This window comes from Senegalia sp. (in: firmicutes) (genome assembly GCF_052088025.1).
GTDB lineage: Bacteria > Bacillota > Clostridia > Tissierellales > SIT17 > Anaeromonas.
On record NZ_JBQCYD010000016.1, the window covers coordinates 35,824 to 50,512 of the forward strand.

The following is a 14,689-nucleotide window of genomic DNA, read 5'->3' on the forward strand; positions in this document are numbered from 1 at the left end:
GTCTTTTTTTGAGCTTATATGTCAAAAGGATATGGTATAATTAGTATAGAAAACAACTGGAGGCGTGAAAAATGAGCTCTTTATTTTATGATAGTATAAATAAAAATCCTGTAATTGCTGCTGTAAATAATTCTGAAAATCTAAAAAAAGCTATAGAATCACCTTCGAATATAATATTTTTACTTACAGGAAATATTTTTAATCTTAACTATATGGTAGAAGAAATAAAGAAGAATGATATGGAAGTATATATTCATATTGATTTAATAGAAGGATTTTCTAGAGATACTGTAGCGCTTGATTATATAAATAAAAATATAAAACCTGATGGCATAATTACTACAAAAAGCAATTTAATCAAATATGCTAAAAACATTGGGTTATTTGCTATACAAAGATTATTCTTGATAGACTCATTGTCATTAGATACAGGAATAAACTCTATAAAATCAATTAGGCCAAATGCAGTAGAGATACTACCAGGTGTTATGCCCAAGATAACAAAGATAATTCATGAAAAAACTAATATACCAATCATTACAGGAGGGCTTATATTAGACAAAAAGGATGTAATAGATAGTTTGAAAGCTGGAGCTGTAGGTATTTCAACAAGTAAAGAAGAAATCTGGTATATGTAGATAGGTATATTTTTAAACTTCCAGGCAATAGTTATTAAAAAGAAAGCATTGGAGGCGAAGATATGAGGATACCTAGTCACGTAGGAGTAATACCAGATGGAAATAGAAGGTGGGCCACAAATCAAGGATTTACAATGGAAAATACAAAAAGAACATCTATTCAAACGAGGGCCTTTCAAAAAGCATGTGTACAAGCAGCAGAGATGCTCTTAGAACAAAATGCTAATTTATTAGTTCTAGGAAATAGTAAATCTAATATGTTTCCAAAGGAATTACTAGAATATACTAAAAGAAGAACCATAAATGAAGATGATATTAAGGTAAATTTGTTGGTGAATTATGGGTGGCAATGGGATTTGAAAGAAAATGATATAAAATCAAAGGATATATCTAGAATGGATTTAATAATTAGGTGGGGTGGCAGAAGAAGACTAAGTGGATTCTTACCTAAGGTGGATAAAAAGTGTCTCAAAATTATATTTTGAGACACTTTTTTTCATACTAAACCTAATATTCTAGCACCTTGAGCCACTATAAATGTAACTATAATTCCTGTTAATGTAGGGATTATAAAGGATATAAATGTCCATTTCATACTTCCTGTTTCCTTTTTTATAGTCCAAAGAGTAGTGCCACATGGCCAATGATTTAATGAAAATAGCATAGTACAAACTGCAGTTAGCCAAGTCCAGCCATTATTTATAAATAAATCTCTCATTTGACTTAAGCTATCTAATTCAATCATAGCACCTTTTGATAAATAGCTCATTATTAGAATTGGAAGTACTATTTCATTAGCTGGAAATCCTAATATAAATGCCATCATAATATAACCATCCATACCAAGTAGTTTTGCAAAAGGATCTAAAAAAAGAGCAGAATGAGTCAGTATGCTAACATTTCCTATATTTATATTTGCCATAATCCAAATGACAATACCTGCTGGTGCTGCAATTGCTACTGCTCGACCTAATACAAATAATGTCCTATCAAATATAGAACGAACAATTACTTTTCCTACTTGGGGCTTTCTATATGGAGGAAGCTCTAAAGTAAATGATGAAGGTAATCCTTTTAAAATAGTATTAGACAATATTTTGGAAATAATTAAGGTGATAAAGACACCAAGTATTATCGATATAAGCACTGCAAGTGTTGCAAATAAAGAACTAAAACGATCAGATCCACTTGCTATAAAGATAGTAGCAAGTGCTATAAGCGTTGGGAATCTACCATTACAGGGAACGAAATTATTGGTTATGATTGCTATTAATTTTTCGCGAGGAGAATCTATTATTCTACAAGCTATAATTCCAGCAGCATTACATCCAAAACCCATGCACATTGTGAGCGCTTGTTTTCCATGAGCACATGCTTTTTTGAAATAGTAATCTAAATTAAAAGCAACTCTAGGTAAATATCCTAAATCCTCAAGCAAGGTAAATAATGGGAAGAATATGGCCATTGGAGGTAGCATAACAGATATAACCCAAGCAAGAGTTCTATACATTCCTAGAACTAAAATATCATGAAAAAATACTGGGACATTTAAATAATCAAAGAGTAAAGTTAATTTTGCTTCGATTAGAAATAGTCCTTTTGCAAGCATTTCAGATGGATAGTTAGCTCCTGCTATTGTAAGCCAAAATACTATTCCAAGTAGAGCTATCATTATAGGGATACCAAATAATTTAGATGTTAATATATCATCAATTTTATAGTCGAATTTATTATGATTTTCTTTAGGTTTTTTCACTATCTCTTTAGAAATATTTTCTGCTGTTTTTATAATTGAGGAAACAATATTATTATTGATATTTACTAAATTTTCTTTAGAAGTATTTATCTTTTCGTTTAAGATATCGTCTTTAGATAAATCTATATTTAAATATTCATTAATTGAATTAATTAAGTCATTATCATCTTCCATTAATCTCAGTGATAACCAGTCTAAATTTAGTTTATTTGAAACTGAATTTTCTAAATGACTTTTAATTTTCTTTATACTGTTTCTTAATTCATCACTATATTCTATTTTTATTGGATTGGTCTTTATTTCTTCTTTAGTAACCTTTTTAATCATTTCTTGTAATTCATCTAGTCCTTTTCCTTCCCTTGCAGAAGTTCCAACAACTGGCACCCCTAAGTTATCAGATAGCTTTTTAAGTTTAACTTCTATATTTTTTCTGGTTGCTTCATCTATTAGATTCACACATACAACTACCTTATTTGTTATTTCTAAAATTTGCAATACTAAATTTAAATTTCTTTCTAAAGAAGTAGCATCTGTTACCACTACAGTAGCATCAGGACTACCAAAACATATAAAATCCCTAGCTACTAATTCATCTTGTGAATTCGAAAGCAATGAATATGTTCCAGGTAAATCTACTAAGATATATTTATCATTTTTATATTTATATTTACCTTGTGCATTAGTTACAGTTTTTCCTGGCCAATTTCCTGTATGTTGCTTGAGCCCTGTAAGGTTATTAAAGACTGTACTCTTACCAGTATTAGGGTTACCTGCTAAAGCTACTACAATGTCTTCGTATGATTCTACTTGAACATTAAATTTTTCTTTATAAGATTGCATATTCTATACCCCTTTCTTTAATTTTCTTTACATATACTTGTGAAGATTCTTCTTTTCTTAAAGCAATTACTGCTCCTCTAATTTCATAAGCTATAGGATCTCCAAGCGGACTTTTTCTAAGTGATTTAACTAGTGTTCCATTTATAAGACCCAAATCTAACATTCTTCTTTTTTTACTCCCACTAGCTATAATTTCTTTAACTTCACCTATAGAACCAATAGGTAATTTATTTAAACTTATTATATTCTCATTCATAATCATCCCTCCAATATAAAGTTAAGTTAGCTAAGGCTAATAATAATATTAGTGCTAGTATATAAATAGGACAACCTAAACATAGTAAATTCTATTTCTGATATAATAAATATAAAGGAAAGGAAGAATTTATTATGAAAAACAAAAAAGGACAATATAGTGAAGAATTTAAGCAGGATGCAGTAAATTATTATTATTCTTCTGGCAAATCTATGAAAGAAGCTGCCAAAGATTTAAAAACAAGCCAGTCTAGTTTAAGCAACTGGATACAAAGCGCAAAATCTAATAAAGGAATTGTAGAACATAGGGGTTCTGGCAATTATTCCTCGGATTCAGAAAAAGAAATAGCAAGATTAAAAAAAGAACTTCGTGATAAAGAAGATGCACTCGATATATTAAAAAAGGCCATAGGCATACTGAACAACGATTAACTGAAGCAATATACATGGAAATAGATAGAGCTAGAAAGAAACGTCAAATTTCAGTTAACAGTGTGTCTAAATTCTTAGGCGTTTCTACTTCGGGATTCTATTCTTATATAAATAGAGTAGAATCAGAACAATCAAAACGAAAAAAAGAAGTTAAAGTGCTAATTACAGAGATTTATAATGAATCAAATCAAATATATGGAGCACCAAAAATAACTCACTTATTAACAGAAAAAGGTTATATAATAGCTGAAAAAACAGTTGGGAATTATATGAGAGAACTAGGTATTAGAGCTATATGGGTAAGTCCATATAAGAGAACTACCATAGACTCAAACTTTGATGATACTCTTAAGAATATATTGGATAGAAAATTCAATCCTAAATCACCAAATACAGTATGGGTAACAGATATAACCTATATCTACACCTTAACTGGCTTTGTATATTTAACCTCTGTAATGGATTTATATTCTAGAGCTATAGTTGGGTGGCATCTATCAGATAATCTTTCTACAGCAGGTGTTCTAAAAGCTATAGATAAAGCAAAAGCAAATAGAAAACTAGAATCACCTATAATCATTCACAGCGATCGTGGCGTACAGTATGTTTCAAAAGCTTATATTGATGCAACACCAGCTAGTAATTTTATAAGGAGCTACTCTAAAAAGGGTACTCCTTGGGATAATGCAGTAATTGAGTCATTTCATGCTCTAATAAAACGAGAATGGTTAAATAGATTTGTTATCCAAAGTCTTAGCCATGCCCATAAGTTAGTATTTGAGTATATCGAGGCCTTCTACAATACAAAAAGAATTCATAATCATTGCATGATGAAATCGCCTTATGAGTATGAAGAAAATTATGTTATATAGCAGAAGATAGTTTTATTACGTTTAATTTGTCCTTTTTCTTGACAGAGGACCATATATTCTAGTATTATTATAAGGGTGACAAATAATTGTAGTAAACAAGGTTGATTAATCATACAATTGATGATTTTTAACAAGGCTAGTAAAGTTTATGCTAATATTAATCAACTAAATGAATTAAATTATATATATGTGAGTAAAATAGCATATCTGATATTGGCATAATAATTGCACTAATATTAAATGAGGAATAAAAATCAGAGGGGTTAATGTTCAGAATATTTAATTATTTAGGAGGTAATAAAATGTCGCATATGGCTATGTATTTAGCAGAGTTTTTAGGAACATTAATATTGATACTATTAGGTGATGGGGTTGTGGCAAACGTTGCCCTAAAAAATACTAAGGCATCAAATAGTGATTGGATAGTTATAGCTACAGGTTGGGGATTAGCTGTAGCTATGGGTGTATATGTTACAGGTTGGGTGAGTGGCGCTCATCTTAATCCTGCAGTTACAATAGGCCTTGCAGCTATCGGGGATTTTTCATGGAGCTTAGTTCCAGGATTTATAATTTCTCAAATTATAGGTGCATTTACTGGCGCGGTTTTAGTATATCTATCTTATAAACAACATTTTGATGCTACTGAAGATAAAGATGCTAAACTAGGCACATTTTCTACTATACCAGCTATCAGGAGTACAGTATGGAATATAGTTACAGAAATAATTGGAACAGCTCTTTTATTAATTGGTATTTTAGGTATAGGTAATACAAATAATAATGCAGGTCCTTTAGGAGCATTATTAGTAGGATTTTTAGTTTGGGCAATTGGGTTAAGTTTAGGTGGACCTACAGGCTATGCTATAAACCCTGCAAGAGATCTAGGGCCAAGGTTAGCCTATATGATTTTACCTATAAAAAGTAAAAGAGATGCTGATTGGGGCTATGGTTGGATTCCTGTATTTGCACCAATTATAGGTGGAGTACTGGGAGCATTTATATATACTTTCTTTTTAAATATGTGGACTTAGTAAGAATGATGATATAATAAATATAAGGAGGATTAACAATGGAAAAAAAATATATTTTAGCATTTGACCAGGGTACCACTAGTTCAAGGGCAATAATATTTGATCATGATGGAAATATTGTTAAGACAGCACAGCAGGAATTTACACAAATATATCCAAAGTCAGGATGGGTAGAGCATGATCCTATGGAAATTTGGGGTAGTCAATCTGGAGTAGCTCGTCAAGCTTTAGAAACAGCAGGTATAAGACCAGATCAAATTTCAGCAATAGGAATTACAAATCAAAGAGAGACCACTATAGTATGGGATAAGAATACAGGAAAACCTATCTACAATGCAATCGTTTGGCAGTGTAGAAGAACAGCTAATATTTGTGATGATTTAAAAGAAAAAGGATTAACAGATTATATCAAAAAGACTACAGGACTTGTAGTTGATGCCTATTTTTCTGGAACAAAGATAAAATGGATTTTAGACAATGTTAAAGGAGCTCGCGAAAAAGCAGAAAATGGTGATTTATTATTTGGTAATGTTGATACATGGTTAATATGGAATTTAACTCGTGGAAAAGTTCATATAACTGACTATACTAATGCATCTAGAACAATGGTCTATGATATAGGAAATTTAAATTGGGATGATAAATTATTAGAAGAGTTAGACATACCAAAATCTATGCTTCCGCAAGTGAAAAGTTCAAGTGAGGTATATGGTTATACTGATAGCCAAACCTTTGGTGGTGCTAATATACCAATAGCAGGTATAGCAGGAGATCAGCAAGCGGCTCTATTTGGCCAGGCATGCTATGAAAAAGGAATGGCAAAAAACACTTATGGAACTGGCTGTTTCATGCTTATGAATACAGGTAGTGATATGGTATTATCTGAAAATGGATTACTTACTACAATTGCTTGGGGCATAGATGGTAAGGTTGAATATGCACTTGAAGGAAGTATATTTGTTGGTGGCGCTGTTGTGCAGTGGCTAAGAGATGAGCTAAAGATAGTATCAGATGCAGCAGATAGTGAATACTTTGCCTCTAAAGTTGAAGATAGTGGTGGAGTTTATTTAGTGCCAGCATTTGTAGGACTTGGAGCTCCACATTGGGATATGTACGCACGTGGTACTATGGTAGGACTTACTCGTGGTACAAATAAAAATCATATAATAAGAGCAGCTCTTGAATCTATAGCTTATCAAACATTGGACGTATTAGGAGCTATGCAAAGAGATTCTGGCTTAGATTTAAAGAAACTCAAAGTAGATGGAGGCGCAGTTGCTAACAACTTCTTGATGCAATTTCAATCAGATATATTAGATGTTGAAGTGGAAAGACCAGTTATAACTGAAACTACAGCTTTAGGTGCTGCATATCTTGCAGGACTTGCAGTAGGATTTTGGAAAGATAAAAATGAAATAGCTGAAAAATGGAGATGTGATAGAAAATTTACTCCTAATATGGAAGAAGAAAAAAGACTTAAATATTGTAAAGGATGGCAACGTGCTATAAAAAGAAGTGAAAAGTGGGAAGAAGAATAAAAATTTGTATTTAGAAAATAAATAATATATAATAAAATTAACAATTAAATATTGGCAGGAGAATAAGAGAGCCACACCAAAAATACCTTTGGAAACGAAGGTCTAATTGGTGTGGCTATTTTTTATATTTTAAAGGAGGAGTTTAAGTGTATGATGTAACTATTGTAGGCGCAGGAATAGTTGGTACTTTTATAGCAAGGGAATTATCAAAATATAATTTAAATATATTACTTGTAGAAAAGGAAAACGATGTCTCTAAGGGAGCTACAAGAGCAAATAGTGCTATTGTTCATGGGGGATATGATGCAAAACCTGGAACATTGATGGCGAAATTAAATGCAAGAGGGAATGCTTTATTTGATAAAGTTAGCAAGGAATTAGAAATACCTTTTGAAAGAATAGGATCATTTGTACTTGCAACAAACAAAGAAGAAATGGATACCATAGATGAATTATATGATAGAGGTATGGAAAATGGTATACCTAGCATGGAAATACTCACAGGTGATGAAATAAGGGAAATGGAAAAAAACATCAGTAAAAATGTTATAGGAGGATTACATGCTAAAACAGCAGGTATAGTTGGTCCTTGGGAACTTGCAATAGCTCTTACTGAAAATTCAATGGAAAATGGAGTAGAGCTAAAATTAAATACTGAAGTTAAAGATATAGAAAAGAATGAAGATAACTATAAAATTAAAACTAATAATGAAGATATTGATACAAAATATATAATAAATTGTGCAGGAATATATGCAGATAAGATAAATAACATGGTTTCTAAAAATGCTTTCACTATAACTCCTAGAAGAGGAGAATATTACGTACTTGATAAAGATTGCGGAGTAGAATTTATAAATAAAGTGATATTTCAATCTCCTACAAAATTAGGTAAAGGGGTACTTTTGGTGCCTACTGTACATGGGAACTTACTTGTTGGACCAAATGCAGAAAATATAGATGATAAAGAAGGCACACAAACAACATATGATGGGCTTAGATTTATAAAACAAATATCAAATAAGAGTTCAGAAAATATACCATTTAGAGAAAACATAAGGACGTTTGCAGGACTTCGTGCTCAAGCTAGCACAAATGATTTTATAATAGAAGAGTCTAGAGATGCCAAAGGATTCATAAATGTAGCTGGAATAAAATCTCCAGGACTTTCCGCATCACCTGCAATAGCTGAATATGTAATTGATATATTTAAAGACATAAAAAAAGACTTAAAATTTAAGAAAAACTTTAATCCTATAAGGAAAGCTCCTATAGTGTTTATGGAATTAGATGATAAACAAAAAAATAATTTAATTAAAAAAGATGAAAAATATGGCCGAATAATATGTAGGTGTGAAATGATAACAGAAGCAGAAATAGTAGAAGCCATAAACAGAGCTCCACAAGCTAGAACGGTAGATGCTATAAAAAGAAAAGTTAGACCGGGTGCAGGAAGATGCCAAGGTGGATTTTGTGGGCCAAGAATAGTTGAAATATTAGCTCGTGAATTAAATATAAGTCCTGAGGAAGTTTTAAAAGATAATAACAACTCTAATATATTAGTAGGAAAAACTGATAAAGGAAATGGAGGAAATATGGATGCGTAATATAGATTTAGTTGTAGTAGGTGGTGGGCCTGCAGGACTTGCAGCAGCCATAGAAGCAAAAGAAAATGGTGTAGAAAATATTTTAGTATTAGAAAGAGATAGAGAACTTGGTGGAATATTACAACAATGTATTCACAATGGCTTTGGTCTTCAAGAATTCAATGAAGAGTTAACTGGTCCAGAGTATGCTAATAGATTTATAGGGAATTTAAAAGAAAAAAATATAGAATATAAAATCGATACAATGGTTTTAGATATAACAGAAGATAAAATAATAAGTGCCATAAATACAGAAGATGGATTCATGCAAATCAAGGCTAAAGCTATAGTTTTAGCTATGGGATGTCGTGAAAGAACAAGAGGGGCACTTGCAATACCAGGTAAAAGACCTGCTGGTGTACTAACTGCTGGTTCTGCACAAAGATATATCAATATGGAGGGATATATGGTAGGAAAGAAAGCTTTTATTTTAGGATCTGGTGATATAGGTCTTATCATGGCAAGAAGGCTTACTTTAGAAGGAGCAGAAGTTTTAGGAGTAGCTGAAATAATGCCTTATTCTGGAGGGTTGAATAGAAACATCGTGCAATGTCTAGAAGATTTTGATATACCTTTATATTTAAGTCATACAATAGTTGATATAAAGGGAGAGGATAGATTAGAAGGTGTAGTTGTTGCAGAAGTAGATAAAAATATGCAGCCTATAAAAGGCACGGAAAAATATTATGAATGTGATACATTGTTACTTTCAGTAGGATTAATACCTGAAAATGAACTTTCTAAAAGTATAGGTATTGAATTTGACAAAACTACCTCTGGACCTATAGTAAATGAATCTATGGAAACTTCAGTAGATGGAGTATTTGCTTGTGGGAATGTAGTTCACGTTCATGATTTAGTAGATTATGTTTCAGAAGAAAGTAAAAGGGCTGGAAAATTTGCAGCAAAATATATCAAAGGTGAGATAAAAAATAGTGAAAAAATAATAAAGACTATAGCTGGTTATGGAGTTAGATATATAGTTCCTCATGATATAAGAATTGTAAATGTTCAAGAAAAATTAAAGGTTTTTATGAGAGTATCTGATGTTTATAAGAATAAATATCTTACTATAAAAGCAGATGACAAAATAATATATAAGAAAAAGGAAAGACAATTATCACCAGGAGAAATGGAAATGATTGATATAGATAAAAAATTAATACCAGAGGATACAAAAAATATTGAAATTGAATTATTAGAGGAGTGAAAAAATGGATACTAAAAGAACAACTTGTATAGTTTGTCCTATAGGATGTAGTTTGCTAATAGAAAAAGATAAGGATAAGGAATCTGGCTATAAAGTAAGTGGTAATAGATGTAAACGAGGAGAGGCATATGGCATAAAAGAAATGACAAATCCTACTAGGGTTATTACATCTACTGTTAAGGTAAGAGGAGGACTATTAGAAAGAATGCCTGTAAAAACCAAAGAGGCAGTACCCAAAGAAAAAATAAATGAAATTATGAAAAAGATAAATAATGTAACACTACAAGCGCCTATAAATGTAGGCGATGTTGTAATAGAAAATATATGTAATACAGGAGTGAATATAGTATCTACACGTGATATGAAATAATAAGGAGTAGATTTTTTATGGAAGCTATGACAAATAGAAATATTGATAAACGTAAGATAGTAGATATAAGAAAGCATTATAATTTGAATAAAGAATTTAATGAAGAAGAATTAATTTCTCCTATAATTACCAATAATGAAAAAATGAAATCAATATTAGAGACAGCTAAAAAAGTTTCAAAGGTGGCCACAACAGTATTGGTAACAGGAGAAAGTGGAACTGGGAAAGAATTAATTGCAAGACAAATTCATCAGAATAGTAATAGGAAAGATGAAGGATTTGTAGCGGTTAATTGTGGAGCAATACCAAATGAATTGATAGAGTCGGTATTATTTGGCCATACAAAGGGGTCATTTACTGGTGCTATGGAAAACAAAATTGGTAAATTTGAATATGCTGATAAGGGAACTTTATTTTTAGATGAGATAGGAGATTTACCACTTAATATGCAAGTGAAATTACTGAGGGTAATTCAAGAAAAAGAAATTGAAAAAGTTGGAAGTAATGAAAGAATCAAGGTGGATATAAAGATAATCTCTGCAACCAATAAAGATTTATTAGATATGGTAAATACAGGATTATTTAGGGAAGATTTATATTATAGATTAAATGTAATACCTATAAATATTCCCCCTTTAAGAGAGCGAAGCGAAGATATAGAACTTTTAATTAATCATTTTAATGAAAGAATATCCGATAAGCTAGGATTAAAAAGATTGGATTTTAAAGAAGAAGCAAAATTATGCTTGAAAAGTTACCAATGGCCGGGTAATATTAGAGAACTTGAAAATATAATTGAATCTTTAATTGTACTATGTCAAAATGAAGAAATTGATATTTCAAGATTGCCCCAGAAAATATTAGAAAATAACGAGAATATAAAATATAAAGACAATCTACTTGAGGATAGATTTCAAGGTGAGATATTAAAATGGAAAGAATATGAAAAGCAAATTATCACAAGAGCTTTAATAAAACATAAAAGTTTTAATAAGGCAGCAAAAGTGCTTGGAATAACACATTCTACTGTTGCCAATAAAGCCAGGAAATATAATATAGAAGTGTAAATATAAATAAGACTCCAAAACTTAGCTTAAACTAAGTTTTGGAGTCTTATTTGGCTAAATCAATATATAAGGATAATAAAATAATTATTGGGTAAATTTATAATATAAATAAAAAATAGATTAGAGAGGGGAAGTTTTATGGAAGTTAGAAAAGATATTATAGTTCCTTTAGGATATGGTAAATATATCAGATCAGATAAGATTGTAGGTTTAAAGCCTATTGAAGATGACAGAGGTCCTGGCAAGAGGACATATGTATATGTAGAAGGAATTGAAAGTCCAATGATAGCTTCAAGGACAGAAACTACTATATTATCTAACATAGTAGAAACTCCATCAGAAATAATGGAAGCTACAGCTGCAATAGAACTTTTAAAAGATATACTAGATGATATAAATCAGATAGGACCTATGCTTAAAAAGAGTATAAAGAAGGAAGCGAAACTTGACTTAGAAAAGATATCTTTTAAAATTGAAGAAATACTTAATAGTGATAGTGAAATAGAGGAGTGAGGCGAAGAAATTTCTTCGCCTTTTTATTTATTACATATTGACAAATATCTATATGTAATGTTATTATACATATAGATGATCATCTATATGTATAATTTGGAGGTGTTTGTTTGGATGAGAGATATATTGATAATGCTTTGATGTTGAAAGCTTTAGGAGAGCCTACAAGAATAAAAATTTTTAATATGGTTTCATTTGGAGAACTTTGTGCATGTGAATTATTAGAACAGTTTAATATAACACAACCTACCTTGTCTTATCATATGAAAATATTAATTGAAGCAAATCTTATAAATAGTATAAAAGATGGTAAATGGATGAAATATAGCGTAAATAAGGAATCGCTAAAGGTTTTAAATGATTTTTTTGGCAATTTAGATATAGTATAAAGGAAGGTGTAAACTTTGGAGATATTTACCTTTTTAAACAATCAATTTCTTAAAATGAACTGGTTATCAGAATTAATACGCTTTCTTGTTGAAAATATATTTAAGTTAAATATAGAAACAAGACTTGGTGGAAGTATTCATTTTTTTATATATGATGTAATTAAAATATTTATATTATTATCTGTTTTAATATTTATGATTTCATATATTCAATCATTTTTTCCACCAGAGAGAACTAGAAAAATATTAGGAAGATTTAGCGGGCTAACTGCAAATATTTTAGCGGCACTATTAGGTACAGTTACACCTTTTTGTTCCTGTTCCTCAATACCATTATTTATTGGATTTACAAATGCAGGACTTCCAATAGGAGTTACGTTTTCATTTTTAATATCATCACCTCTAGTTGATTTAGCATCAGTCATACTTCTTGCAAGTATTTTTAACTGGAAGATTGCTATTTCTTATGTGATAGTAGGTTTAATTCTTGCAGTGATTGGTGGGGGAATTATAAGTAAATTAAAATTAGAAAAATATGTAGAACCATTTGTATACAATAATCCCATACACAATAATGAAGAAGAAGATTTATCTGTGAGGGAAAGGCTTAATTTTTCAAAAGAACAGGTTTTAGATATTATAAAAAAAGTATGGTTATACATTTTAATAGGAGTAGGAATAGGTGCAGCTATTCATAATTATATCCCTGAAAGTGTTATATCGACTATACTTGGAAAAGATAAATGGTATTCAGTACTTGTAGCAACATTTATTGGTGTACCTATGTATGCAGATATATTTGGAACCCTACCAATAGCAGAAGCATTAGTTGCAAAAGGGGTAGGACTTGGCACTGCACTTTCATTTATGATGGGAGTTACAGCTTTATCTCTTCCTTCAATGGTAATGTTATCTAAGGTAGTCAAAAAGAAATTACTAGGTATATTTATAGTAATTGTAACTTTAGGTATAATATTTATAGGATATGTATTTAATATTTTAGGATATTTATTAATATAAAAATAAAAAATAGGAGTGATTTATAATGAAAATTAAAGTTTTAGGTTCAGGATGTTCAAAATGTGATAAATTAATGGATAATGTAAAAGAAGCATTAGAAGAATTAAATATGGAAGCAGAAGTTAAAAAAGTGACAGAAGTAGAAGATATTATGAAATATGGAGTAATGAAAACTCCTGCGCTTGTAATAGCTGAAAATGTAGTTTCTAGTGGAAAAGTAAATAAGGCTAAAGAAATAATTAAGTTTATAGAAAGTAAAAGATAATATGAAAAAGAAAGTTGCTTTTTTATGTGTTCATAACTCATGTAGAAGTCAAATTGCTGAAGCTTGGGCGAAAGAATTAGGTAGGGATGTCATGGACTCTTATTCTGCTGGAACTGAAAATTATCCTGAAATAAAGCCTAAAGCTGTTCAAGTTATGGAAGAAGTAGGTATAGATATGAAAAGTCAATATCCTAAATTATTAAGTGATGTTCCAGAGAATATTGATATACTTATTAGTATGGGATGTAATGTAGTTTGTCCATATATTCCTAATAGTCATACTGAGGATTGGGGTATAGAAGATCCATCAGGATGCTCTATAGAAGATTTTAGAGAAACAAGAGAAATAATTAGGATAAAGATAGAAGATTTGATATATAGAATAAAGAAAAATCAAATATAAATAGTTAAAAAGCCTATTCTTTTAAATTTTAAAAGAGCAGGCTTTTTTAAAATTAAGTTCTAATTTAACAACTATATGACATCATATTTTCTAGAAGTTTAGATTTAAGGAAAAAATGAATTATGAAAAATGTTGTACAATCCTTAGATAGAGCACTATCAATAATAAAAGTTTTATCTGATTATTATGATGGGCTTGGAATAACAGAAACAAGCACTAAAGGAGATTTACATAACTTAGAGAAAGTTATTCTGCATCACATAATAGTTGGTCAGATTTAATATATGATGGAGAAGAGTTTCATCAGTCAAAGAAATATGATATAAGAATAGTTGGTAAAGTAGGTGTAGATGCTGTATGTAAAGTTCAATGATAATAAAAAAGTCAACAATTACTCTTGACAAGATAGGAAATATAGTTTAATATTGATTTAATATTAAAAAT

General features: G+C 30.4%; 17 protein-coding genes and 1 pseudogene. 16 read left to right on the forward strand and 2 right to left on the reverse strand.

The annotated features are described in order from the left end of the window. Positions 1 to 71: 71 nt before the first annotated feature. Together ACTHUW_RS06005 and ACTHUW_RS06010 are read left to right on the forward strand one after the other, a co-directional pair. A complete protein-coding gene (locus ACTHUW_RS06005) occupies positions 72 to 638 on the forward strand; it encodes a glycerol-3-phosphate responsive antiterminator (RefSeq protein WP_442198529.1) in 567 nt (188 codons plus the stop codon). 62 nt (positions 639 to 700) lie between these two features. Continuing rightward, positions 701 to 1,087 (forward strand): annotated as a pseudogene (locus tag ACTHUW_RS06010) (dihydroorotate dehydrogenase); the annotation flags it as partial. A gap of 47 nt (positions 1,088 to 1,134) precedes the next feature. On the opposite strand, the gene feoB reads toward ACTHUW_RS06010, so the two are convergent. Beyond that, entirely contained in the window at positions 1,135 to 3,234 is a 2,100-nt protein-coding gene (feoB, locus tag ACTHUW_RS06015) for a ferrous iron transport protein B (protein WP_442212788.1), read from the reverse strand. Next, positions 3,221 to 3,490, reverse strand: coding sequence for a FeoA family protein (locus tag ACTHUW_RS06020; protein ID WP_442198527.1), 270 nt, complete (start codon positions 3,488 to 3,490; stop codon positions 3,221 to 3,223). Before ACTHUW_RS06020 ends, feoB begins: the two co-directional genes overlap by 14 nt. Before the next feature lie 134 nt (positions 3,491 to 3,624). On the opposite strand from ACTHUW_RS06020, the gene ACTHUW_RS06025 reads away from it, so the two are divergent. The 14 genes from ACTHUW_RS06025 (at position 3,625) to ACTHUW_RS06090 (ending at position 14,526) form a co-directional block, all read left to right on the forward strand. After that, positions 3,625 to 3,921, forward strand: coding sequence for a transposase (locus ACTHUW_RS06025; protein WP_442212790.1), 297 nt, complete (start codon positions 3,625 to 3,627; stop codon positions 3,919 to 3,921). 14 nt (positions 3,922 to 3,935) lie between these two features. After that, positions 3,936 to 4,793 carry an IS3 family transposase gene (locus ACTHUW_RS06030; RefSeq protein WP_442212792.1) on the forward strand — a complete coding sequence of 286 codons (858 nt, stop codon included), beginning with the start codon at positions 3,936 to 3,938 and terminating at the stop codon, positions 4,791 to 4,793. Between the two features lie 311 nt (positions 4,794 to 5,104). Then, the gene (locus ACTHUW_RS06035; RefSeq protein ID WP_442198459.1) at positions 5,105 to 5,824 is read left to right on the forward strand and encodes an MIP/aquaporin family protein; all 720 of its coding nucleotides are present in this window, start codon (positions 5,105 to 5,107) and stop codon (positions 5,822 to 5,824) included. Between the two features lie 38 nt (positions 5,825 to 5,862). Beyond that, positions 5,863 to 7,362, forward strand: a complete 1,500-nt coding sequence (gene glpK / locus ACTHUW_RS06040; protein ID WP_442198448.1) for a glycerol kinase GlpK — start codon at positions 5,863 to 5,865, stop codon at positions 7,360 to 7,362. Positions 7,363 to 7,508: 146 nt separating this feature from the next. Then, entirely contained in the window at positions 7,509 to 8,969 is a 1,461-nt protein-coding gene (locus ACTHUW_RS06045) for an NAD(P)/FAD-dependent oxidoreductase (RefSeq protein ID WP_442198449.1), read from the forward strand. Next, entirely contained in the window at positions 8,962 to 10,218 is a 1,257-nt protein-coding gene (locus ACTHUW_RS06050; protein WP_442198450.1) for an NAD(P)/FAD-dependent oxidoreductase, read from the forward strand. The genes ACTHUW_RS06045 and ACTHUW_RS06050 overlap by 8 nt, the downstream gene beginning before the upstream one ends. A 4-nt stretch (positions 10,219 to 10,222) precedes the next feature. After that, positions 10,223 to 10,588, forward strand: coding sequence for a DUF1667 domain-containing protein (locus ACTHUW_RS06055; protein WP_442198451.1), 366 nt, complete (start codon positions 10,223 to 10,225; stop codon positions 10,586 to 10,588). A gap of 17 nt (positions 10,589 to 10,605) precedes the next feature. Continuing rightward, positions 10,606 to 11,655: a sigma-54 interaction domain-containing protein gene (locus tag ACTHUW_RS06060; RefSeq protein WP_442198452.1), complete on the forward strand. Its 1,050-nt coding sequence runs from the start codon at positions 10,606 to 10,608 to the stop codon at positions 11,653 to 11,655. Between the two features lie 138 nt (positions 11,656 to 11,793). Beyond that, entirely contained in the window at positions 11,794 to 12,168 is a 375-nt protein-coding gene (locus tag ACTHUW_RS06065; RefSeq protein ID WP_442198453.1) for a hypothetical protein, read from the forward strand. 110 nt (positions 12,169 to 12,278) lie between these two features. After that, positions 12,279 to 12,557, forward strand: coding sequence for an ArsR/SmtB family transcription factor (locus ACTHUW_RS06070; protein WP_442198454.1), 279 nt, complete (start codon positions 12,279 to 12,281; stop codon positions 12,555 to 12,557). Between the two features lie 15 nt (positions 12,558 to 12,572). Beyond that, the gene (locus ACTHUW_RS06075; RefSeq protein ID WP_442199568.1) at positions 12,573 to 13,577 is read left to right on the forward strand and encodes a permease; all 1,005 of its coding nucleotides are present in this window, start codon (positions 12,573 to 12,575) and stop codon (positions 13,575 to 13,577) included. Positions 13,578 to 13,602: 25 nt separating this feature from the next. Then, positions 13,603 to 13,842, forward strand: a complete 240-nt coding sequence (locus ACTHUW_RS06080; RefSeq protein ID WP_442198456.1) for a thioredoxin family protein — start codon at positions 13,603 to 13,605, stop codon at positions 13,840 to 13,842. 1 nt (position 13,843) lies between these two features. Then, positions 13,844 to 14,245 carry an arsenate reductase ArsC gene (locus ACTHUW_RS06085; protein WP_442198457.1) on the forward strand — a complete coding sequence of 134 codons (402 nt, stop codon included), beginning with the start codon at positions 13,844 to 13,846 and terminating at the stop codon, positions 14,243 to 14,245. Positions 14,246 to 14,367: 122 nt separating this feature from the next. Then, positions 14,368 to 14,526, forward strand: a complete 159-nt coding sequence (locus ACTHUW_RS06090) for a hypothetical protein (protein WP_442198458.1) — start codon at positions 14,368 to 14,370, stop codon at positions 14,524 to 14,526. Positions 14,527 to 14,689 lie beyond the last annotated feature (163 nt).